Genomic DNA, 23,290 nt, shown 5'->3' with positions numbered 1-23,290 from the left:
TTAGGGGCGTCCAATGCTTTCGTAGTGGAATCCTAGTTTTTTTACTGACTCCGTTTCGAAGAGGTTACGGCCATCGAAGATTACTTTGTTGTTGAGGGATGAAACGATTTTCAGGAAATCGGGTGTTCTGAACTCATTCCATTCTGTAGCGATGATGAGTGCGTCCGCATTTTCCAGCGCATCGTACTGGCTTTCCGCGTAGTTGATTTTATCTCCTACAACAGATTTTACATTCTTCATGGCTTCGGGGTCATAAGCCGTAATGGTGGCGCCTTGCGCGGTAAGCGCTTCAATCATATACAAGGCTGGCGCTTCGCGGATATCATCCGTGTTTGGTTTGAAAGCAAGCCCCCACAGTGCGAAATGTTTTCCTTTCAGATCGCCGTTGAAATATTTTTCAATTTTGGGCATGAGGTGCAATTTCTGCTTCTCATTTACGTCCATCACGGCGTTCAGAATCTGAAAATCATAGTCTACTTCAGTGGATGATTTAACCAGAGCCTGCACATCTTTAGGGAAGCAGGAACCACCGTAACCTATACCGGGGAACAGGAATCTTTTCCCGATCCTTTCGTCGCTGCCGATTCCTTTTCTTACCATATCCACATCGGCGCCGAGGCGTTCGCAAAGTTGCGCGATCTCGTTCATGAAGGATATCTTCGTGGCGAGGAAGGAGTTGGCCGCATATTTAGTAAGTTCGGCGGACCTTTCATCCATAAAGTAAATCGGGTTGCCGGAGCGTACAAACGGCGCGTACAATTCACCCATTAACTTGCGTGCCCTATCTGAGTTGGTGCCGATCACCACACGATCTGGCTTCATGAAATCTTCTACGGCTACACCTTCCCGAAGAAATTCCGGGTTGGAAACCACATCAAATTCGCCATTGTAATTTTTCCGTACCGCGGCGGCCACTTTTTCGGCGGTGCCTACGGGGACGGTGCTTTTATCAATAATTACTTTATAATCTTTCAACAACTTGCCGAGATCTTCGGAAACGCCGAGGATGTATTTAAGGTCGGCGGAACCATCTTCTCCGGGAGGTGTGGGGAGAGCCAGGAAAATGATCTGAGCATCCTCAATGCCTTCGGCCAGGTTCGTGGTGAAGCGGAGTCTTTCTTCTTTCAGGTTACGCAGGAATAGTTTTTCAAGTCCTGGTTCATAAATGGTGATTTCTCCGCCGGAGAGTTTTTCTACTTTCCTGGCGTCAATATCCACACAGGTTACGTTATTTCCGGTTTCGGCGAAACAGGTTCCTGTTACCAGGCCTACATAGCCTGTACCTACGACTGCGATGTTCATTTGGTTAATGGTTTGTTTTAAGAAGTATGACGGGTCATTTGTTTGTTTAGAAATTCAATTACATGTCCGGTGATCCATTTCAATTGTTGCTCGTCCAGTTCAGTGTGCATAGGCAACGATATCACCCTTTCCGTGAGCCAGTCGGTCACAGGCAAATTGTATGCCTCACCTCCGAAAGCCTCAAACATTTTCTGTTTGTGCGCCGGCACTGGATAATAGATCATAGACGGCACCTGGTTTTCGGCGAGGTACTGGTTCAGTGTATTCCTCACTTCCGCCGGATTTTCCAGTTGTTCGAGCACAATCGTGTATTGATGGAACACATGGCTGCTGTATGCGGCCTTATAAGGTGTCCTGATATGGGGGTGCCCTGCAAAAGCCGCATCATAGAACGAGGCTGCCTTTTGCCTGGCGGCGGTGTACTCATCAAGTTTCGTAAGTTTAACATTCAGCACGGCAGCCTGGAGCGCATCGAGCCTGGAGTTACAACCCACCATATCATGGTAATACCTTCTGCTTTGCCCATGATTGGCGATCATGCGCATGCGGTTGGCTAACGCTTCATCCCGCGTGAAAATTGCACCACCATCACCAAAACAACCCAGATTTTTGGAGGGGAAGAAAGAAGTGGTGCCAATGGTGCCCATGGTGCCGGTTTTTAAACTGGTACCGTCTTCAAAAGTATATTCTGCCCCAATCGCCTGGGCATTGTCTTCTATAACATATAAGCCATGCTCCTTAGCCAGCTGCAAAATCTCCTGCATAGGCGCTGATTGTCCATACAGGTGCACCGGTACAATTGCTTTCGTGCGTGGCGTAATGGCTGCCTTTATAGCGGCTGGGTCAATGCAGAAAGTCTTGGGATCAACTTCTACGAAGACGGGTTTTAACTTCAGGAGGGCGATCACTTCCGTAGTGGCAACATAAGTAAAAGAAGGCGTAATTACTTCGTCACCCGGCTGAAGGTCAAGCGCCATCATAGCGATCTGGAGCGCATCGGTTCCATTCGCGCAGGGGATAACGTAGGGGACCGAGAGGTAACCGGAAAGGTTGGTTGTGAATTCCTGCACCTGTTTTCCCCCGATAAAAGCGGTGTTTTCAATCACATCTTTTATGCCCGCGTCCACATCATCCTTGATTTTCAGGTACTGCTGCTTCAGGTCAACCATCTGTATCGGCCTCATTTCCATGTATTATCTTCTTTTTGAATGCCAGCAAATTTAATAAAATATGGTTAGGGTCAAAGTTTGGGTATAGATTTGCAATAAATTAATGTAACCGTGTCTCTCTTTCTGTACAGGATATTTTTGTGGTTGTTTGTACTGGGCGTGCGGATCGCTGCGCTGAAAAGTCCAAAAGCCAGGCTCTGGCTTGCCGGAAGGAAAAACAGTCGTGCGCGGATAAAAGAGATGGGTGCCTCCCTTAAAAAAGGGAGCGGTCCCGTCATCTGGATGCACTGCGCTTCGCTGGGGGAATTTGAACAGGGAAGACCGGTCCTTGAAGCGCTGAAGCAGAAAGATCCCTCCTGCCGCATCGTGCTGAGTTTTTTCTCGCCTTCCGGATACGAGATCAGGAAGAATTATGAACTGGCCGAACACGTTACTTATCTTCCGATGGATGGTCCCGGCATGGCGAAGTTGTGGCTGAAAGAAATTGAACCGGCCCTGGTCATTTTTGTAAAGTATGAGTTCTGGTATTTCTACCTTACCGCGGTAAAGAAACGAAACATCCCCTTGTTGCTGGTTTCCGGGCAATTCAGGGAAGACCAGCCTTTCTTTCGCTGGTATGGTGACCTCCACCGCTACATGCTCGATTGTTTCACCCATCTTTTTGTGCAATCGCAGGAAAGTGCCGATCTGCTCCTGAAGAACGGTTTCAAGCATGTTTCCGTTACCGGAGATACCCGCTTCGACCGGGTAATCGCCATTGCCGAGCAAAACGGTAACCTCCCCGTAATCGAACATTTTTGTGGCCATCATCCGGTATTGGTGGCGGGTAGCACCTGGACCGAAGACGAAGAAGAACTGGACCATTACGCCAAAATACACCCGGAAATCAGGTTCATCATCGCGCCGCACGAAGTGGATCAAGATAATATTTCAGAAGTGGAAACACTTTTCCCGGCCAGCATCCGCTATTCCGAACTCAGCCGCTTACTGGGTATTCAACCACACCAGACCGCTGTGGTACCAGAATGGACACCACCCGCCAACGGCGAAGTTGCTTTGCAAGAAAAGTTTGAAAAAGCGAATACACTGATAATAGATAACATAGGTATGCTATCCCGGTTGTACCGTTATGCTGATGTAACCTATGTGGGTGGCGGATTTGGCAGCAACGGACTGCACAATATCCTGGAAGCGGCGGTATATGGGAAACCAGTGCTTTTTGGTCCTTACCATGAAAAGTACCCGGAAGCATTGGGATTAGTGGATGCCGGCGGCGCTATTCCCATAGAACATGCGCTGGATGCGGAAAAGAAGTTGGATGTACTTTTCGGTGATGTTTCAGCAAGGGAAAAAGCCGGGGCCGCGTCGAAGGATTTTATTTATGCCAGCAAAGGCGCGACCGCGCTGATCATGCGTTACATAGAAGAGAAACGTCTTTTCACCAACTGATAGAACTGCTTTACCATCGGATGGTGCTCATCCCAGCCCAGCTTTATTTTCAGTTCCCGTTCCATCCAATAGGCGGCTTCGGGATAGATGTGAAAGTTGTTGATCGTTTTAAGCGATCTTTCATACATGCTTTCATCGCCCCGGAATAATTCGCTGATAAACGCGAACCTGTCGTTGATGCCGATGGCCTTCTTCAGGTCGCGCACCGGGCTTTCCGTAAGTACCATGCCGAGTTCGGTCTGGTGGGAAGGACGAAGCTTTTCATTCAACGACTCCACCCGTGCCGCAATGATATCGTTCAGTTCAGCGGCTTCTTTCTGGTGGGAAAGTGTGGGCACATCAAGGATAGGATCGTATGGCGGAATAGTATGATAAACAGGTTCAGCAGCAATTTCTTCTTCCGCATCCGTGTTCGCTGTAGATTCCGGAGATGAATAAACAATACCGTTCACCTGTTTTTCCTCTGCAATATATATGGGTTCGGGTGTTGGCTCTTCCACAACAATTGGTGTTGCCGGAACTGGAGGTTCAGCTGGAATGTCCTGTTCCTGTTCAACAGGAACAGGTATTTTTTGAATGATCGGTGCTTCGGGTGCTGCAACAGTTTCCGTTACAACCACCGCTTCAGGTTGTGGCGCGGAAGCAGAATTTACTTCATAAGCGGGGCGCATATTCATGCCTGCGGGCAACACCACCGCGATCTTGCTGCGTACCTGTGAAGGAGCAACAGGCGCGGAAGCCAGTTCCTGCTGTATCATCTGAACGGTTACCTGCAACTGTGCCGTTGAAGCCTGTTGCGTGTATTGTTCCTGTAATTTGCTAATCAGAATACCTAATCTTTCCATTGGATTACGGTACTTTTGCGGGTTAGTAACGAATAAAATTAAAGTTACAAACAGTTTGCCAATTAAATCAAGCAAATCAAGATGTTTATAGAACCGAACCTGAATGGCGGTCGCAGCGGATGGATAGAAGTGATCTGCGGCTCTATGTTCTCCGGTAAAACGGAAGAACTGATCAGGCGTTTAAAAAGAGTTAAAATTGCCAATCAGTCGGTAGAAATTTTCAAACCTTCCATCGATACACGTTACCATGCGGAGCACATCGTTTCTCACAACGAGAACACGATCGCCTCCACGCCCATAGACAATTCCCAGAAAATATTACTGCTCGCCCAGGGCGTTGACGTGATCGGCATTGATGAGGCCCAGTTCTTCGACGACCAGTTGCCCGATGTATGCGATAAGCTGGCCGCCTCCGGCGCCCGCGTGATTGTTGCCGGGCTGGATATGGATTTCCGTGGCCGCCCCTTTGGACAGATGCCCTTCCTGCTTGCCCGCGCCGATTATATCACCAAATTGCACGCCATTTGTGTGAAATGCGGGAACATGGCGAGTTATTCTTACCGGAAAACCGGGGAAGAAGGGCAGGTGGTGCTGGGCGAGAAAGATTTATATGAGCCGAGGTGCAGGAGTTGCTGGGAAGGAGGGTAGTTTTTCGGTTCACGCCAAGACGCAAGGAAGCAAGGACGCAAAGCCTTGATTGCGTTGCGTCGTGGTATTAATGCGAGAATATAGCTATCTATAAATCAACCATTCCCCTGCATACAACGCTTTGCGTCCTTGCTCCTTTGCGCTGCGCAGTGCGAAGCACAAAGCAGTTGCGAGAAATTCCCTAGTAGCCAGCAGCACTAAAACCGCCCCTTGCGTCCTTCCCCCTGCGAGGAACGAAGCAGTGCGTCTTGGCGTGAGACCATCCAAAATTCAAAAATCTCCCCCATCTTTGCGCGAAAACCAACACCATCAATTCCCTTAAACACATATCAGCCCTCTTCAGAAAGGATTTGCTCCTTGAAATCCGCCAGCAGTACACCTTTTATGGCATACTGTTGTATGTGGCCTCCAGTATTTTCGTGATCTACCTGGCCATGGGGCAACCCGATAATGTAGTGTGGAACGGGCTTTTCTGGATTACCCAGCTTTTTATCTGCACCAATGCCGTAGCAAAAAGTTTTCTCCAGGAGAGCCGTGGCAGAATGTTGTATTTCTACTCCATCGCGGGGGCGAGGGATTTTATATTGAGCAAACTTCTGTTCAATTCCCTGCTGATGCTCGTGATGAGCTTTCTGAGCTTATTGCTTTTCCTGCTTTTACTGGGAAATCCGTTGGAGAAAACCCTTCAGTTTGTGGGCATCTCCCTGTTGGGCGGCTGGAGCCTGAGCCTGGTATTCACTTTTTTGGCGGCCATCGCGGCGAAAGCGCAGCAGCAGGCGGCCATAATGGCAATTTTAGGCTTTCCGCTCATCATACCACAGTTGTTGCTCCTCATGAAAATTTCCAATGCCGCTTTCGGGGCCATCCAGGCCGGACTGGGGCAGATGGTGCTCCTGCTTTGCGGGTTGGATGCCATGGTAATAGTACTCGCCGTTATTTTATTTCCCTTTCTCTGGAAGGATTAACAGGAAAATTGTTTCCCAAGCCTTAGATTTGCAGGATTATTTTTCATCTTAAACCTCATAAGATGCGCCGGCACTGGTGGAAAATCCTCTCTTTTGTACTCCTGGCAGCTACCTGCTGGACCGGATTCCTCGGCGGCGTGCCGGTGAAACCCATTCTCAACGAAACCATCCGGAACCTGTATTTCCACGTTCCCATGTGGTTCAGTATGATGATCCTGTTCTTTATTTCCATCTGGAACGCGGTACGTTACCTCCGCAACCCGATCCCAAAATATGATATCCTGAGCGTGCAGTACGCGAAGTCGGGCATACTGTTCGGTATACTCGGACTGGTTACCGGGGCCATCTGGGCCAACTATACCTGGGGCGCCCCCTGGAGCAACGATCCCAAACAGATTGGCGCGGCCATCGCGCTTCTGATCTATTTCGCCTACCTCGTGCTCCGCAATTCCATGGAAGATCCCGATAAAAAGGCCCGCATCAGCGCGGTATACAACATATTCGCTTTCGCGATGCTCATTCCCACGCTCTGGGTGATCCCGCGTTTGCTGGAAAGTCTGCACCCAGGTGGTATGGGCAATCCCGCGTTCAATACCAAAGACCTGGACGGCAGAATGCGCATGATCTTCTGGCCACTGGCCGTTCCCGGATGGACGCTCCTGGGCGTATGGGTGACCATGCTCAGCATCCGCATCAAAATTTTGCAAGAGAAAAAACTCAGCCATGTTTAACGCCCTGAAAAAAATCCTCTTTTTATTGCCCGTACTGTTGTGTTCCCTCGCCATGGTGGCACAACCCGTAACGGATGCCGTACCCGAAATGGCCGATACCATGCGCAGCAATGGGAAAATATACGTGGTGGTGGCCGTTGTTATCACCATACTTGCCGGCGTTTTTTTCTACCTCGTGCGTTTGGAAAGAAAAATTAATAAATTGGAGAAAGAAGGGTAGGGGATTTGAAATCCAAAATCTCACAACGATTGTTAACCATATATAAAACGAAAAACACAAATCATGGCAGTTCAGCACGAGTACAGTTTTTTTGACGCCGTACAGGAAAGTTTCGACAAAGCTGCAAAATTCACCAGTTGGGATCCGGGTATCCTCGAGCAGATCAAACAATGCAACTCCGTTTACCGGATGCACTTCCCCGTTAAGATCGGCGACAAAATCGAAGTGATCAAAGCCTACCGCGTTCAGCACTCCCACCACAAAACACCTTGTAAAGGCGGTATCCGCTTCTCCACCGCGGTAAACCTTGACGAAGTAATGGCCCTGGCCGCCCTTATGACCTACAAATGCGCGATCGTGAACGTCCCCTTCGGCGGAGCCAAAGGCGGTATCAGTATCGATCCTAAAAAATATACACCTTTCGAACTCGAAAAGATCACCAGGAGGTACACTTCCGAACTGATCAAGAAGAACTTCATAGGACCCGGAACCGATGTTCCCGCCCCGGATTACGGTACAGGCGAAAGAGAAATGGCCTGGATACTGGATACCTACATCAGCATGCGTCCCGGTGAAGTGGATGCCCTCGGTTGCGTAACCGGTAAACCCGTAACGCAGGGTGGTGTGCGCGGTCGTAAGGAAGCTACCGGACTGGGGGTTTTCTACGGTATCCGCGAAGTGTGTAAGATGCCTGACGTGATGGAGCGCCTTGGGCTTACGGTTGGTGTAAAAGAGAAGCGCGTAGTAGTGCAGGGACTCGGTAACGTGGGCTACCATGCCGCCAAGTTCTTCCGCGAAGGTGGCGCAAAAGTGATTGCCATCGCGGAATTTGAAGGCGCGATCATGAACCTGAACGGATTGAACGAAGAAGAAGTGTTCCAGCACAGGAAAAAAACCGGTTCCATCCTCGATTTCCCGGGCGCTACCAACCTGCCCGTTTCAGGAGAAGCACTGGAACTTGAATGTGATATCCTCATTCCCGCGGCACTGGAGAACGTGATCAATGGCGAAAACGCACCGCGCGTGAAAGCGAAGATTATCGGGGAAGCCGCCAACGGACCACTTACACCCGAAGCCGACGAAGAATTCGTGAAAAGAGGCATACTGGTTGTACCCGATATGTACCTGAACGCAGGCGGTGTGACGGTTTCTTACTTTGAATGGTTGAAAAACCTCAGCCACGTGCGTTACGGACGGCTTGAAAAACGCTTTACAGAGAACCTGAATACGGAGATACTGCAACAGATTGAGGAACTCACGGGTAAAAGGGTGAATGAAACCCAACGCCAGTTCATCATGCACGGCCCCGATGAAGTGGACCTGGTGTACAGCGGACTGGAAGAAACAATGATCACCGCCACCCGCGAGATCATGGACCTCTGGAAAAACAATCCCGCTATTCCCGATATGCGTACCGCCGCTTACGTGGTGGCCATCAATAAAGTGGGCGTGGCGTATGCCGAACTGGGTATATTCCCATAGAGGAACATATTTTTAATGTTGGATGATGGGTTTTGAATGTTGAATGGCAGCACCTAAGGCGCAGCAGAAGTATCAGACCCGCCGTAGGCGGGAAAAATCAAACGCCACCTTACAGTAGCTTTCATCCGGCATTCAAAATTCAACATCCAAAATTCTCCTCTCATGATCAACTGCATCGTCATAGAAAAGGATGTTTCTTCCTCGAATACGCTTACGGAGCACATTCACCTGATGAATGACGTGAACCTGCTGGGATGGTTCAATACACTCGAAGACGGACTCGCGTTCTGCAAACAGGAAAAAGTGGACCTCTGCCTGATCGACGCGGAAGAACAGTCGGGTGAAGACATTGCCTGGGTAAAACAATTCATCCCACTCACCGCTGTGGTGCTCACTGCCTCTTCCCCCGAACACGCGCTCCAGGCTTTTGAAGCGGGCGTGGTAGACTATATGCTGAAACCCGTTTCCTTCGCAAGGTTATTCTTCGCCCTGGAAAAAGTGCGCCGCATTTATTTTACTTCCGTGAACCCCCTTCCGGCCGCGAATCCGGGTGGTGCCGCCACCACTTCGGGAGAGCATCTGTTCATCAAAAGCGGGAACAGGGTGGTACGCGTGAGGATCCAGGATATTCTTTATGTGGAGGGACTCAAAAGTTATGTGGCCTTCCATTTCAAAAAGGAAAAAATCCTCAGCCTCATGACCATGAAAGAAGCGGAAGCGCGGCTGAAGCCCTACCAGTTCCTGCGTATCCATAAATCTTATATCATCAATCTGCAACATATCAATTATATTGAGAAAGGAATGGTGTTGCTGACCGACGCGGGTGCATTGCCCATCGGCGAAACCTACAAGAACGCCATCAACGAAAGTTTCCGGATCTGACCTTACTACTGTCTGCCTTTGCCACCCATGCTGTAGCTGCGCTGATTTTTTAAAACCAGGTCGGGCTATTACAGGTTTTCGTAACTTGTAGTACCTGAATTAAAACTGCTACGTTTGAAAAATATCACCAGGAGGAACTTCCTCGCAGTGGTGCCGGCACTTACCTATCCCGCTATGATGGCGCTGGATATGTTACGGGCTGCTCCCATTCGCCCGATGAACACTGAACCAGGCGCGAAAGGCAAACATGTACTGATACTTGGCGGCGGATTGTGCGGACTCACCTCCGCGTACGAATTACAAAAACTCGGCTACCAGTGCACTATACTGGAAGCTTCGCACCGCGCAGGCGGAAGGTGTTTTTCCATCCGGAACGGCACCGTGCATGAAGAAGTGACCAATGGAAAACAGGTCGCGTCCTTCGATCCCGGGTATTACTACAATGCCGGTCCCTCCAGGATCCCGCACCATCATGAAGTGACCATGCACTATTGCCGTGAACTCGGCGTGCCATTGGAAGTGTACAACAACATCAATGAGAACGCTTACTTTTTCAGTGAAGGCAAAGGCCCGCTTTCCAATAAAAAAATCCGCATCCGCGAAATACACAACGATGTGCGCGGGTATATGAATGAATGGCTCGCGAAAGCCGTGCATGAAGAAAAACTGGACACCGGGCTCACGAAAGAAGATACCCAGAAGATCATCACTTACCTCCGTGCTGAAGGTGGTCTGGATATTGACCGGCTCTACAAGGTTTCCGCCAGAAGAGGATACAAAGTTCCTCCTGGCGCCGGGAACAAAACAGGCGTGTTGGATAATCCGCATACGTTGCAAAACCTGCTCGCTTCGGGCCTGATGGACCCGGAATTTTACAATGTGGCCGAATACACCTACGAATTACAAATGACGCTTTTCCAGGCCGTAGGTGGTATGGATAAAATTGTAGAGGCACTTGAAAAGAAAGTGGCCCCCTCGCTCCGTAAAAATGCCGCCGTTACGGAAATCACTAATCTCGAAAAAGGGGTTAAGGTCCGCTACAAAGAGGCTTCCGGTGAAAAAGAGATTCCCGCCGACTACTGCATCTGTACCATTCCACTGCCGGTACTTTCGGGCATCAGCCATAACTTTTCCGGTAACCTGAGCCGGGCCATCGATTTTTCTTCCTATATCCAAACGGGGAAGATGGGACTACAGTTTAAAAGAAGATTCTGGGAGGAAGACGAAAATATTTTCGGGGGCATCACCCATACCAACAACGAACTCACACAACTTTTCTACCCCAATAACGATTACCTCGGTAAAAAAGGAATACTGATCGGCTATTATCATTTCAATGAAAGAGCGCTGAAGGCCGGGGAACTGAGTTATAAAGAAAGAGAAAAACTCGCGTTGCAAAAAGGCAGGCTGATTCATCCGCAATACGATACGGAATTTGAAAAGAGCTTTTCCGTTTGCTGGCACAAAACAAAGTTTCAGTTGGGCGGATGGGCCGTTTATACCGAACAACAACGCAACACCTTATATAAGCACCTTACGGAGCCGGATGGTAATGTGTACCTCGCCGGAGAACACACCACCTACCTGAACGCCTGGATGGCAGGCGCTTTTGAATCGGCGCGCAGCACCGTTTCGGCTATCCATGCGCGTGTGAACGAAACCAATACTAACAACACATAAACACTGCAAACATGACCAACATCAACCGCCGGAACCTGCTGAAGTCAGGGGCGCTCCTCGCCGGAGGACTTCCGCTCCTCCCATCTTTTGTTTCGGCTTTACCCGCCACCACCCGGGCACCTTTCAAACAACGGTTCTCCTCACTGGAACAGGAATATGCGGCTGTACTGGGCGCGGATCCTGAAAACCCCATGAAAGCCAGGCTGCTGGCCAACGAAAATCCTTTCGGTCCTTCCCCCGCCGCGAAAAAAGCCGCCACGGACGCGCTTACCTTATCCTACCAGTATCCGTTTGGAGAGATAGGAAAACTGATCAAAAATATTGCCGCGCATGAAGGCGTTAAAGAAAACCAGGTACTGCTCTGCTCCGGTTCTACGCCATTGCTTCATGCAGCTGCTGTATATTACGGAAAGAATAATGGAACGATTGTAACGGGAGACCTTACTTATGATGACCTCCCCGAAACTGCTGCCTTCTTCGGCGCGAAGATCACCAAAGTGCCGCTCACCGCAGATTACAAGTACGATCTGCCCGCTATGGAACAGAAAGCTACAGGCGCCGCATTGGTGTATATCTGTAATCCCAATAACCCTACGGCTACTACGGTGGAATCCAGCCAACTGATGCAGTTCTGCGAAAAAGTTTCTCCAAAGGTGCCTGTATTTGTAGACGAAGCGTATATCGATTATATGGATGATCCCGCTGCCGCCACCATGATTCCCGCGGTTAAAAAAGGATTGCCCGTAATTGTGGCACGTACTTTCTCTAAACTGTACGGGTTGGCGGGTATGCGCATTGGCTACATCATTTCCACCCCGGAAATTATAGAGAAATTATCCGGTTACTGCATTGGTCCCATGGGCGTTTCAGCAGCATCGGCTGCGGCTGCGAACGCGGGTTACCAGGAAAAAGCGTTCATGAAAGAAGCGTTGCAGAAAACCATTGCTTCCCGTGATTTCCTGTACCAGGTGCTGAAATCTGAAGGCTATGAATACATCCCTTCCTCCGCCAATTTTGTACTGTTCCCCGTTAAAATGGAGAGTCGCCGCTTCGCCGGAGAAATGATGAAACGCGGCGTAGGCGTGCGTTCCTGGAAATACCGCGACAAAGAATGGTGCAGGGTAAGCATCGGAACCATGGACGAAATGAAAATATTTGAGAAAGCGTTCAGAGAAATTTCATGATTAAAATTCGAAGGGGGGATATCAAGGTGTAAAAACACGTCTACCCTTCGGAGGAAAACACTGTTTCCCTCAACGGAAAACAACGTCGGTGGCACCGGGTACACCCGGCCCGCGGGAGGCGAAATTCGTTGAAACCCTTACCAGTTAATTGTTTCAAACGAAAATTAAACTAAAAAACGGTCCAACCGTTTTTTAACGGAGGTCGGAATGTTTAAAACCGAAAGATCAAAAAGAAAACCACCACAAAATTTTAAAGACCGTCTATAATCATTAAGACAACTACGATGAAAACAAAATTGCTACTGGTTATTACAATAGCCTTCCTTTCAATTCATATCCAGGCGCAGGATACCAAACCGCGCGCCATTACCGCCGATGAATATGCGCTCGCCAAAACCGCGCTGGTAAAGGACCTGGATAAGGATACTTATGTGAAGCTCTCTCCCAAATATGTGCTGGACAGATACGAAATGAAAAAGCCCTACTTCATCACAGGCGATGACGGACTCCGTAAAAGGATCGATCTTTACAAACTCATCGCCCGCGACAGTATGCAGGAACTGGGCACCATTCTTTTCTACACCACAGAGAAAGGAAAGTTATACACCGCCTGTATTCCCTCTCTGCCCAGTGAGGGAAAAGTATGGGAGCGTTATTTCGAAGACATTCATGCCATCGACAAGGAAGAAAAAAACTTCGTGTTGAAATTGTCGTATGTGCTTTCCCGTGAATTCAGTTTTCTGCTGGGGCGGGCATCGGGTAAAGGTGGTCCCGTGGAAGATGCGAATTACGGCAACGAAATTTGTTTCCCCGGCTCCGGTGATGTGCTGATGGCCAACGGGAGCTATAAAAAAATGAGCGAGGTAAAAGAAGGGGATGAGGTGGTGACCATTCACCCGCATACTTTGAAAGCATCCATTCATAAGGTGACGGACGTGGCCGTACATACGCCGAAGAATTACGCGGTTACCACGCTTACACTCATTAAGGATGAAGTGCTGGAAAGCGCGGTGGGCAAGGAAGTGCGCCTTTCAGTGAAAAGTCTGTCCGCAACGCCGAATCACCCCGTTTCCTATGGAGACATTTCCGTTGAAATGGGCCGTATCCCTGTAGGCGCGCAATTGCTTTGCAGGAACGAAACAGGTGGATGGAGCCGTTACCAGGTGGTGCTGAAAGAAGAAAAGGCGCATGGCGTTCAGCCGGTGTTCAGCATTAACACCGCGGACGGCAGTGCGTTGGTGGTGGATGGCGTATTGGTGTTACAGAAAAAATAACAGATCATTTTCCGTTGATCGTTTCGTGGATCACATCCACCAGTCCTTTGTTAGGGAGGTCGTTGCTGATCTCCCAGAACATGATGCCACCCAGTTGGTGCGCCAGTACATATTGTGTTTTCAGTCGTATTGATCTTTTGTCGTCGAAGGTGGCGAATTTCTTTTCAGTGGCGTTGTAGGCGTACGGGGCTTTTGCGGTATTGTCCCAATGGAGGGCGTAACCCGCGGCTGGAGAGAGTTTCTCTTCAAACTGACGGAACGCGATTCCTGCTTTGAACTTCCCGGGCTGGTACAGTCCGTTGTTTTCAGGCGGAACGTTTTCCCATACGCGGGCATAAAAAGCCGCGCCGATCACTATTTTAGAAGCGGGCACACCGGCTTTCTCCAGCAGGTACTGAACGGCATTGTCGGTAGATTCCTTTTGTTGGGGAGTGGAATACAACGCGGTGTGGTGCCCCGTTTCAGTGGCATATCCATTGATGAGGTCGTAACTCATGAGGTTCACAAAGTTTACTTCCTGCATTACAGCGTTCCAGTCTACGGCTTTTTCGAGGTAGGTGTTGAAACCGCCTGCGGCGAAACTGATGGTGGCCTGGGCACCCAGCGCTTTGCGCAGTTGTTTTACGAGATCGGTGAAGTTGGCTTTATCCTGTGGTGAAGTTTTATGTACAGGTTCTTTGTCCACATCATTATCGAGCCGGATGGTGGGATATTCCCAGTCCAGATCGATGCCGTCTGTTTTAAAATAATCGTTCACTTCTTTTACGGAAGCCGCGAATGCCTTTCTTTTTTCAGCCGTGAAGAAGCCGTCGGAGCAGTTTTCACAACCGCCCCATCCGCCCAGCGACAGCAATACTTTCAAGGATGGCTTTTTTTCTTTCATCGCCACCATCCGGTGGATCAGCGCTGAATCGGAGGCGTTTCCAATGTGAAATTTCCCTTCTTTCAGGTGTCCGAAACAATAGATCAGGTGGGTGATCTTCCGTACATCAACAGACTCCAGTTCCTGTGGTTTTCCGGCAAAATAAGCGATCACCATGGGGGCGTGGGCGCCCTGGGAAAAACTTGTTGTGCAGGCGGTGGAAAAGAAAATTGCCAGCAGGAGGAATTGTTTCATGATGGGGAATTGTGGTTTAAATATACGGAAAGGGCCTCACCCCGCCCCCTCTATCCCGCCGGATTTCACCCCTTCATTGCCGCAACATCCCCTTTTCAAAGAAAAGCAATACCAGTATTTTTGAAACAAATCAACCTACATGAAAAAGTTCTTTAAGATCATCGGACTTTTGCTCCTGCTGATCATTGCCTTTGTATTGATCGCGGGAATATTCGTAAAGAAGGAATTCCACCTGGAGAGAAGCATCACCATTAATGCGCCGCGTGAAGCCGTTTGGCCGAAGATATCCTCTCTTGCGGAAATGAAGGCCTGGAGTCCCTGGATGGCCATGGATACTGCAACCAAAACATCCATTGAAGGGGTGCCCGACCAGGTAGGTTCCGTTTTTAAATGGCACAGTGAAGAAGTAGGGGTAGGTGATCAGACCCTTACCAAAATTGATCCGATGCAAAGAGTGGAATCGCACCTTCATTTCGTAAAGCCTTTCGAAGGAGAAGCTGAAGCTTATATCGCGCTGGGTACGGCACCGGAGGGATCGAGGGTTACCTGGGGCTTTGATACAAAATATGCTTACCCCATGAACACCATGTTGCTGTTTTTTGATATGGATGATATCATGGGCAAGCAGTACGATGACGGACTTGCCAGGCTGAAGCAAACTGTGGAGAGCGGTCAGGTCGCGAAGTAAGCGTTGCCACTGCTCCTTTCGAAACGTCCTGATTTACGGGTGAGCCGGATCCTGAAAACAATACCACCGATTTGTTCGTTCGATTTGGGCGGGAAGGGCCATTGAGGAGAAATGTGCATGGTCTCGCTGCTTACCACTGGTAATACACGGCCCAACAGCTTTTCAATGGCTTCACTTCTTTCCGTTTCATTGGATATCTCTTCAAAATTTCCCCAGCAGATGGCGCTTTTCCAATTGTCGAGGTTGCGGGTGTCATCCACCTGGAAGCATACGGAAGGACTGTTGCGCATGAAGTTCAGCTTCATGCCTTCCCTGGTATGCCCGTAAATACAACCATCGGAATAAACATAGCTGATGGGGACCACATAGGTAATGCCTTCATAATGACAGCCAACACGGCCGATCAGCTGTTGTTCCAGCAAAGTTTCTATTTCTTGGGGCGCGAGTGTTCCAAACATGTTCTTTTTTTTATAAAGAACGGGAGATGGCGCCGGATTCATCATGACTGGCGTTGGAGGAAAGGATGATCCTTATCAGGAAGGCTTCAGAGGAGCCTCAGCACCATCCGGAGCGCCCAGATGGCGGCGAGGGAAATTACCATCACCCAAAGCAATTCTATTTTCCGTTGGTGAAAGCGGGTTTCTTCTTTTTTCATGAACAGTAGCAGTTGGTTAGAGATGCAGGGCTGACAACACGCAGGCCATGGCCGCTGCACAACCTGCCACTTCTAACATAACTTTCACAGTGTCAGCCTGTGGCGTTCAAACTGATCTCCATGCGGTGGCCCTGTCCTTCCTGGTAAGAAAAATCGTAATCTGCCTGGATGAATTGCGCGCGCTGGTGAACGGACAGCAGGTGGGAAGTATTGCCATTGCTGAAACCCGCGCCGTTGTCCTCGATGGAAAGTACCTGTTTGCCGGCTTTATTGCGGATGGCCACTTTAATGCGCGTGGCGCGATGGTGTTTGCTGATGCAGTTGAAGGCGTCCTGGCAGATGCGGAACAAGTCGAGCTGAACATCTTTCGGAAACAGGTTTTCGTTGTAGGACCCCGCGTAAGTGCAGTAAAGGCCGCTGCCTTGCGAAAACTCCCTGCAATACCATTCCAGTGTGGCATCCAGGCCAAGATCATCCAAGATGGCCGGGCTCACGAGGAAGGAAGTGCGTCGGATCGTATCCACCAGCATATTTACCGTAACCAATGCGTGTTCCAACCGCTTTTCAACGCCATCGGGTTGGGTATGCATTAATTCCAGGTCAAATTTCAGGGCGGTAGCCAGTTGGGCAACACCTTCGTGCAGTTCCGTGGCCAGGAACTTGCGGTCCTGCTCCATATTGTTTTTCAGGTGAACGGCCAGTTGGCGGTATTGGAGGTGACGCGCCTCAATTTCCAACTCTATCCGCTTGCGGGCCGTGATGTTTTTGGCGATGGCGAAAACCACTTCTTTGGATGGCAGGTAAACGGAGGTCCATTCCATCCAAACCACCTCCCCGTTTTTTGTAAGGTACCTGTTCTGGAAATTCAGCAGCGCCTTCCCCTCCAGCAGTTGGGCCCTGGTGGAGGCGGTGATCGCTTTGTCGTCGGGATGTATATTGTCGGAGATGAGCCTGCTCATCAACTCCTCCCTTGAATACCCTAAGGTATTCGGGACGGCGGGATTAAAATCTATGAAGTAACCGTTCTTTGCGGCAATACAAACCCAGTCGGGCGTCATTTCGAACAAATGCAGGAATTCCCCGGCATTGTGATGGTCGGGCATATTCATAAAGAAATGATCGGTTTGGGGTGTAGGAACAATAATACGAAACTCTGCTTAATGAAATTATCATGGGGAATAAATGTCTTTTGTGGGGAGAAATCAAACGGATAGGGGTCGGCCAATGCCTGCGTTGGGCTGCTGTTGGGCAACAATCCATCCCTGACTTTTCGTAATATTGCAGTTCATTTCAACTCACACCGTAGTGTTGGACCAGGAAGCATATCTATTAACCGGTTTCCGTGCTGGAGAGGAATGGGCCATGAAGCAGGTTTTTGACCGGTTTTTTCGTCCACTCAGCTATTTTGCCCACAACCTCATTGGTAACCGGGAAGAAGCCAGCGATATCGCGATTCATTTGTTGCAGAAATGTTGGGAGAAACGGACGGAAATAGATTCAACCGAAGCCATCGGTGCCTATCTTTTCACCGGTGTGCGGAACCGGTGTATTGATTATGTGCGGCAACAGAAAGTACGCGCCGGCTACCGCGAGGAGTTGTTGCTCACACAGCCCACCCAGCCGGTTTCCGAACCGGAAGTCACAGATGCCTTTCTTTTCAAAATAGTGGCCGAAGCCATCGAAGCCTTACCGGGTAATGGCCCCGCCATATTAAAAATGAGTTTACTGGAAGGAATGGACATCGCCGAGATCGCCGAAAAACTGGCCATCACACCTAATCATGCCCGCGTGCAGAAATCACGTGCACTCGCCGCCTTACGTCCCGTACTGCTTCAGAAAGGACTGGACACCGGCGTTTATCTGCTGCTCTGTAAGCTTTTTTAAGTTTTTATGAATTTTCTGTAATGACGGGTTTCCTCATCCGTTCTCCTTGTATGCCGGCCCTACAACCGGCAGGGATTTTATGGTAATGAACAACGAACGCATTGCGGAATTAATTTATAAACGGCTTTCCAACGCATCGCTGAACGAATCGGAGATGATTGAACTGCAACATTGGGCGGATGCCGCGGAAGAAAATGCGGCCTATCTTAATAGTGTAGATGCCGATCGCGAAGTTTTTCTGGAAAAACTGGGCACTATGCTCTCCTTCAACCAGGAAGCCGGATGGCAGCAGTTCAGGGAACAAAACTTTTCCAGTGGCAAGGCACCTGTTAAAAGAATCTCAGTATTCTGGAAGGCAGCAGCGGTATTTGTATTGCTGGCAGGAGCAGCATGGTTGTTTTTACAGAAAGAAACGCGTGATAACAATTCGGTTCCAGATGAGATCGCTGTGGTAAATGATGTCGCGCCGGGAATGGATGGCGCTGTGCTTACGCTGGCCAACGGGCAGCGCATGGTGCTGGACAGTATGCCGGATGGCAACATCAATGCGCCGGGCGCCACCGGGATTCGTTTGCAGGATGGTACGATTTCCTATGCAGGTAACGGCGGCAACAACCCTTCTATCAATACACTGCAAACCCCCAGAGGACGTCAGTTCCACCTGGTATTGCCTGATGGAACAGGCGCATGGCTCAACGCCGCGTCATCCATCAGTTTCCCCACGGCCTTCACCGGTAACGAAAGAAAAGTGCGCATCACAGGAGAAGTATATTTTGAAGTGGCCGCCAATAAAGCAAAGCCTTTCCTGGTAGAATGGGCGGAGGCGAAAGTAGAGGTGCTGGGCACACATTTCAACATCAACGCCTACGCTGATGAACCGGAGGCGATCACCACACTCGTGGAGGGTAAAATAAAGATGATGCGCGGAAAGGAAACCGTATTGCTGAAACCGGGTCAGCAGGCGGTACTGCCAACGAATGGAACATTACGGCTGCAGCAGGGCGATCCCGAACATGCGCTCGCCTGGAAGAACGGGAACTTCCATTTCGCGGGAAGAACAGGATTGGAAGAAGTGATGCGCCAGGTGGCCCGCTGGTACGATGTGGAAGTGGTATATGAAAACGGCGTTCCGCAACAGGTATTTGCGGGAGAAATGGAAAGGCAACTGACACTGAAGCAAGTGGTGAATGCCTTGAACCAGATAGGCGTGAAGGTGCGGATGGATGGAAAGAAACTGGTGGTGCGCAAATAAAATTCCACCGCAAGGTGTAGTCATAAAACTGAAAACCGGAAGTGGTGCAACACTCCCGGCAAGTAAGGCCAATAATTACAAGTAGCGTTCTGAACTGCTTATTTATCAACCAAACTGTTACAAAAGTATGTTTTTTAACACTTTTCGTAACCTGGGAATCCTATGCGCGGGCAGAAGTTCCGCCGATGGCTCCGGGTTGCGTTTATCAGCCAAAACGTATCGTGTTATGCGATTCACAGCATTTTTTCTTTTCGCTTTCAGTATGCACATCTGTGCATCGGGCGTTTCACAACAAATCAGTTACCGGGCCCGCCAGGTGGCGCTGGAAAAACTGTTCCCCGTCATCAAACAACAAACGGGTTATCTCGTACTGTATAATCCTGATCTGCTGGCGGCGAAGCCGCTGGTGTCGGTAGAGGCCAGTAATATGCCGCTGAAAAGCTTTCTGGATCAGGCTTTCAAAGGAACGGGCCTCACTTATTTTATTGAGAATAAAACCATTTTCATCAAGAAAGGAACTTTGTCTTCTGCTCCAAACGAAGTGGAAGCCAAAGAGGTGCCATTGGTAAAGGGCACCATCACCACCCACGAAGGGCAGCCACTCGCGAGTGTGTCCATCCGCGTGAAAGGCACCGATAAAGGAACGCTTACCAACGAGCAGGGGAGCTTTTCCCTGAAGAATGTGCCGGAAAATGGTACGCTCGTGATTTCTTCCATCGGGTACGAATCCATCGAAATACCGGTCTCCCGCGCCATGGGTGGAGTGAAAGGCGGTACCCGTGGATTGATGTACGCCGCGGTGGAAGATGAGCAGTTGAATATAGTGGTTTGTCTTACGCAGTCCGCCGTATTATTTGATGATGTTTCCGTTACTTCCGATGGTTTCCGCACCATGCCCCTGGAAAGAACCACGGGCGCATCTTCCAAAGTAACGAACGAGCAACTGAACGCCCACCTCAATACCAACCTGGCCGCGGCTTTGGAAGGGAAAGTGGCCGGACTGAGTTTCTATAAAAATTCGCTTCAACTCCGTGGTACAGCTACGTTTTCCTCGCTCAATGTAGGCACCACGCCACTGCTTGTAATTGACGGACTGCCCACGGAAGGTGATATCAGTCAGATCAATCCTTACGATATTGAATCGGTGACCGTGCTCAAAGATGCGGCCGCTTCTTCCATCTACGGTGCACGTTCGGCCAATGGCGTGATCGTGATCACCACCAAACAGGCTTCCAAAGGAAAGACGACCATTTCCTTTAACGTGGACCGCTTCATTACCGAACGCCCCGATCTTTCCAAAATGCACTACGCATCCACCAGCGACCTGATCGATTATGAAACCGCTGTGTACAACCGGGAGCTGCGTCGTACAGGAAGTGCAACCGCTTTGTTCAACGCGTATGGCAATTTCAGGAATGGCACCATCCGCTACTACTCTCCGCTGTACGCGCTCTTCCGGAAAGAAGCCGCGGGACAAATATCCAAAACGGAACTGGACAACACCATCAACAGCTGGCGGAACAACGATTACATGCAGGAATACCACGATGAGGTATGGCAGAATGAAGTACGCCAGCGCTATAATGTTTCGCTGAGCTCAGGGTCCGAAAAAGCGAGTACTTACTTCTCGCTCAATTTCGACCAGAATGATGCGCGCATCAAATACAATACTTCCGAAAACCTGAACCTCTACCTGAAATCGAGTTTCCACAGCAAAAAGGCTTTCACCGCCACCTTTGGCGTGAATACACAGTATTCGAAGTATGTATCTACGGCAACCGACCTCAACGATTACACCATTCAGGAAAGGTACGCCCGCATTTTAGATGAGAACGGCAATAAAGTGTATTCGCCCTATGTGAACCTCAGCGATGGATTCAGCTCCGGTGGCGGCATGAACAGTGCCGTGGCCGATACCATTCTTACCAAATCGGTGTTGAAGCCGGTTTATTTTAACGTGCTGGATGAATTGCAGAACGGAAGAACCACCACGAAAGGATTGAACATCCGCGCTTTCGCAGACTTTAACGTGAAGCTTCCGCTGGGCTTTAAATACAACCTGAAGTTCCAGGTGGAAAGAGAGTCGGCGCAACAGGAGAATTATATTGGTCCCGATGCGTACAAGATGCGCTACCTGCACAACGTGATGACCAGCTACGATGCTGCCGCCAACCGTTACACGAACAATGTGCCGAATGGCGGAAGGTATTACCAGTTCGCTACTTCCCGTTCCAACTATACTTTCAGGAACCAACTCGATTATGACCGCAGCTTCGATATCGGTGGCAGATCGAATGATTTCAGCGCACTGGCCGCATTTGAAATGAGAGAGTCTTTTGTGCCCCGGGCCAATGGTGAACTCCGTTATGGATACGATCCCGTAACGCTGACCTCGCAGTTGATCGATTGGGAAAGGTTGTCGCAAACCGGCGTATCTTCTTATCTCTACAACGGGAATAAAACCATCAGCTATCTTCCCGGCCGTGTTCAAACGGAAACCAAGCATCGGTTCGTTTCCGTGATGGGCAACTTCGGTTATACCTTTGATGGAAGATTCTCTCTTACAGGAAGTTTCAGGATCGATCAGGCCGACCTCTTCGGAACCGATCCCAAATACCGCTACCGCCCCATGTGGTCCACAGGACTCGCATGGAACGCCTCCAAAGATCCGTTGCTGAACAATATTGACTGGCTGAGTTATCTTAAGGTGCGCATGACCTATGGCGTGAACGGAAACGTGGACCAGACTTCTTCCGCGCTCATCACCGCTGCCTTGCGCAATGATAATCTTTTCCCCGCATTGCAATACCTCGTGCCCACATTGCCCAACCCGAAACTGCGTTGGGAGAAATCTGAAACCGTGAACACCGGGTTTGATTTCGGTGTATGGAAGAATAAACTCACCGGCTCGCTGGAGCTGTATTACAAATACAGTTCGGACCTGCTCACCCAAATGGACCTGGATCCCACCGTGGGCGCTACTTCCCAAACCGTAAACAATGGAGCAATGAGCAACCGGGGCGTGGAACTTTCGTTGCGCTCCACCTGGTTCGAGAAAGGAAAATGGGCGCTGAGTTCCTCCGTTACGGCGGCATACAACAAAAACAAGATTGAAAGAGTGGACAGGTTGATCAACCAGGCGTTCAACTTCATTTCCGCACCATCGAATTATTTTGAAGTGAGCACCCCGTACAACACGGTTTACGCTTACAGGTTCCTGGAAATGGTGAACGGTTATCCTACTTTCCTCAATGAAAAGGATGCTTCCAACGTTACCTTTAATACAGAAGGCAATATCGCGACCGTGGCACAAATCACCAGTCCCGACGCTATTGTGAAACTGGGGTCCCTGATCCCTGTCTGGAACGGGTCTTTCCAGCAAAGTGTTCGTTACGGCAACCTGCAACTGTCGGCGCTGTTCGCATTTTATGCCGGGCACAAACTCCGCAGGGACGTGCCTTCCATCAGCGGATTCACACAGAATACGACACATATCAACGACAGGTACACCAATACCAATACAACTACTTCCCTGCCAAGGCTGGAACTGGATTACCCTGATATCGCGGCGAGCAGTTCACACGCGAGTACATTGAGTACACTGTACCGGTATGCTGATGTGCATGTGGCCGATGCCTCTTCGGTTAGACTGAGGAATATCTCACTTTCCTATGCGCTGCCCACGGGCTATTCAGGCTGGCTGCGCACCAATAGTGTGAAGATCACCGCCCAGGTGAACAACCTTTGGTTGTGGAGTGCCGCCGGTGATGATATTGATCCGGAAACGTATAGTCTGAACGGCGGAACCCGTTCCCTGCCTACACCCAAATCATTCCTGGTAGGAGTGCAGATTGGTTTTTAAC

General features: G+C 49.7%; 20 protein-coding genes. 14 read left to right on the top strand and 6 right to left on the bottom strand.

The window, feature by feature from the left end; genetic code table 11:
* On the bottom strand, positions 1–1,302 hold the full coding sequence (locus tag M4J38_RS12925; RefSeq protein WP_251760026.1) for a UDP-glucose/GDP-mannose dehydrogenase family protein: 1,302 nt from the start codon (positions 1,300–1,302) through the stop codon (positions 1–3).
* 17 nt (positions 1,303–1,319) lie between these two features.
* A complete protein-coding gene (locus tag M4J38_RS12920; protein WP_251760025.1) occupies positions 1,320–2,486 on the bottom strand; it encodes a DegT/DnrJ/EryC1/StrS aminotransferase family protein in 1,167 nt (388 codons plus the stop codon).
* A gap of 96 nt (positions 2,487–2,582) precedes the next feature.
* Here M4J38_RS12920 and M4J38_RS12915 point away from each other — a divergent pair, with 96 nt between their 5' ends.
* Positions 2,583–3,920: a 3-deoxy-D-manno-octulosonic acid transferase gene (locus tag M4J38_RS12915; protein WP_251760024.1), complete on the top strand. Its 1,338-nt coding sequence runs from the start codon at positions 2,583–2,585 to the stop codon at positions 3,918–3,920.
* Here M4J38_RS12915 and M4J38_RS12910 read toward each other — a convergent pair.
* Entirely contained in the window at positions 3,887–4,765 is an 879-nt protein-coding gene (locus tag M4J38_RS12910) for a hypothetical protein (protein ID WP_251760023.1), read from the bottom strand. The two genes, M4J38_RS12915 and M4J38_RS12910, sit on opposite strands and share 34 nt — an antisense overlap.
* A gap of 81 nt (positions 4,766–4,846) precedes the next feature.
* On the opposite strand from M4J38_RS12910, the gene M4J38_RS12905 reads away from it, so the two are divergent.
* The 9 genes from M4J38_RS12905 (at position 4,847) to M4J38_RS12865 (ending at position 13,831) form a co-directional block, all read left to right on the top strand.
* Entirely contained in the window at positions 4,847–5,413 is a 567-nt protein-coding gene (locus tag M4J38_RS12905; RefSeq protein ID WP_251760022.1) for a thymidine kinase, read from the top strand.
* Positions 5,414–5,721: 308 nt separating this feature from the next.
* Positions 5,722–6,378 carry a heme exporter protein CcmB gene (locus tag M4J38_RS12900; RefSeq protein WP_308217827.1) on the top strand — a complete coding sequence of 219 codons (657 nt, stop codon included), beginning with the start codon at positions 5,722–5,724 and terminating at the stop codon, positions 6,376–6,378.
* Between the two features lie 62 nt (positions 6,379–6,440).
* Positions 6,441–7,109, top strand: a complete 669-nt coding sequence (locus M4J38_RS12895; RefSeq protein ID WP_251760020.1) for a cytochrome c biogenesis protein — start codon at positions 6,441–6,443, stop codon at positions 7,107–7,109.
* Positions 7,102–7,329 carry a CcmD family protein gene (locus M4J38_RS12890; protein ID WP_251760019.1) on the top strand — a complete coding sequence of 76 codons (228 nt, stop codon included), beginning with the start codon at positions 7,102–7,104 and terminating at the stop codon, positions 7,327–7,329. The genes M4J38_RS12895 and M4J38_RS12890 overlap by 8 nt, the downstream gene beginning before the upstream one ends.
* Positions 7,330–7,392: 63 nt before the next feature.
* Entirely contained in the window at positions 7,393–8,811 is a 1,419-nt protein-coding gene (locus M4J38_RS12885) for a Glu/Leu/Phe/Val dehydrogenase (RefSeq protein WP_251760018.1), read from the top strand.
* Between the two features lie 162 nt (positions 8,812–8,973).
* Positions 8,974–9,693: a LytTR family DNA-binding domain-containing protein gene (locus M4J38_RS12880; protein ID WP_251760017.1), complete on the top strand. Its 720-nt coding sequence runs from the start codon at positions 8,974–8,976 to the stop codon at positions 9,691–9,693.
* A gap of 114 nt (positions 9,694–9,807) precedes the next feature.
* Positions 9,808–11,373, top strand: a complete 1,566-nt coding sequence (locus M4J38_RS12875) for a flavin monoamine oxidase family protein (RefSeq protein WP_251760016.1) — start codon at positions 9,808–9,810, stop codon at positions 11,371–11,373.
* Between the two features lie 11 nt (positions 11,374–11,384).
* The gene (locus tag M4J38_RS12870) at positions 11,385–12,557 is read left to right on the top strand and encodes a histidinol-phosphate transaminase (protein ID WP_251760015.1); all 1,173 of its coding nucleotides are present in this window, start codon (positions 11,385–11,387) and stop codon (positions 12,555–12,557) included.
* Positions 12,558–12,841: 284 nt separating this feature from the next.
* Entirely contained in the window at positions 12,842–13,831 is a 990-nt protein-coding gene (locus tag M4J38_RS12865) for a Hint domain-containing protein (RefSeq protein WP_251760014.1), read from the top strand.
* Positions 13,832–13,835: 4 nt separating this feature from the next.
* On the opposite strand, the gene M4J38_RS12860 is transcribed toward M4J38_RS12865, so the two are convergent.
* Positions 13,836–14,948 carry a glycoside hydrolase family 18 protein gene (locus M4J38_RS12860; RefSeq protein WP_251760013.1) on the bottom strand — a complete coding sequence of 371 codons (1,113 nt, stop codon included), beginning with the start codon at positions 14,946–14,948 and terminating at the stop codon, positions 13,836–13,838.
* Positions 14,949–15,087: 139 nt separating this feature from the next.
* Here M4J38_RS12860 and M4J38_RS12855 point away from each other — a divergent pair, with 139 nt between their 5' ends.
* Complete coding sequence (locus tag M4J38_RS12855; RefSeq protein WP_251760012.1) at positions 15,088–15,636, top strand: SRPBCC family protein; 549 nt, start codon at positions 15,088–15,090, stop codon at positions 15,634–15,636.
* Here the strand turns inward: M4J38_RS12855 and M4J38_RS12850 are convergent.
* A complete protein-coding gene (locus tag M4J38_RS12850; RefSeq protein ID WP_251760011.1) occupies positions 15,621–16,094 on the bottom strand; it encodes a pyridoxamine 5'-phosphate oxidase family protein in 474 nt (157 codons plus the stop codon). The two genes, M4J38_RS12855 and M4J38_RS12850, sit on opposite strands and share 16 nt — an antisense overlap.
* A 289-nt stretch (positions 16,095–16,383) precedes the next feature.
* Positions 16,384–17,400, bottom strand: coding sequence for a PAS domain S-box protein (locus M4J38_RS12845; RefSeq protein ID WP_251760010.1), 1,017 nt, complete (start codon positions 17,398–17,400; stop codon positions 16,384–16,386).
* Between the two features lie 199 nt (positions 17,401–17,599).
* Between M4J38_RS12845 and M4J38_RS12840 the strand changes: the two genes are divergently transcribed.
* The 3 genes from M4J38_RS12840 to M4J38_RS12830 all read left to right on the top strand — a co-directional run bounded on the left by M4J38_RS12840 (position 17,600) and on the right by M4J38_RS12830 (position 23,289).
* A complete protein-coding gene (locus tag M4J38_RS12840; protein WP_251760009.1) occupies positions 17,600–18,175 on the top strand; it encodes an RNA polymerase sigma factor in 576 nt (191 codons plus the stop codon).
* 79 nt (positions 18,176–18,254) lie between these two features.
* Complete coding sequence (locus M4J38_RS12835; RefSeq protein WP_251760008.1) at positions 18,255–19,427, top strand: FecR family protein; 1,173 nt, start codon at positions 18,255–18,257, stop codon at positions 19,425–19,427.
* Between the two features lie 226 nt (positions 19,428–19,653).
* The gene (locus tag M4J38_RS12830) at positions 19,654–23,289 is read left to right on the top strand and encodes a SusC/RagA family TonB-linked outer membrane protein (protein ID WP_251760007.1); all 3,636 of its coding nucleotides are present in this window, start codon (positions 19,654–19,656) and stop codon (positions 23,287–23,289) included.
* Position 23,290: the final 1 nt, after the last annotated feature.

This window comes from Parasegetibacter sp. NRK P23, assembly GCF_023721715.1.
Lineage (GTDB): Bacteria > Bacteroidota > Bacteroidia > Chitinophagales > Chitinophagaceae > Parasegetibacter.
Note: the sequence above shows the minus strand (reverse complement) of the source record. Positions and strands in the feature narration are given on the sequence as shown.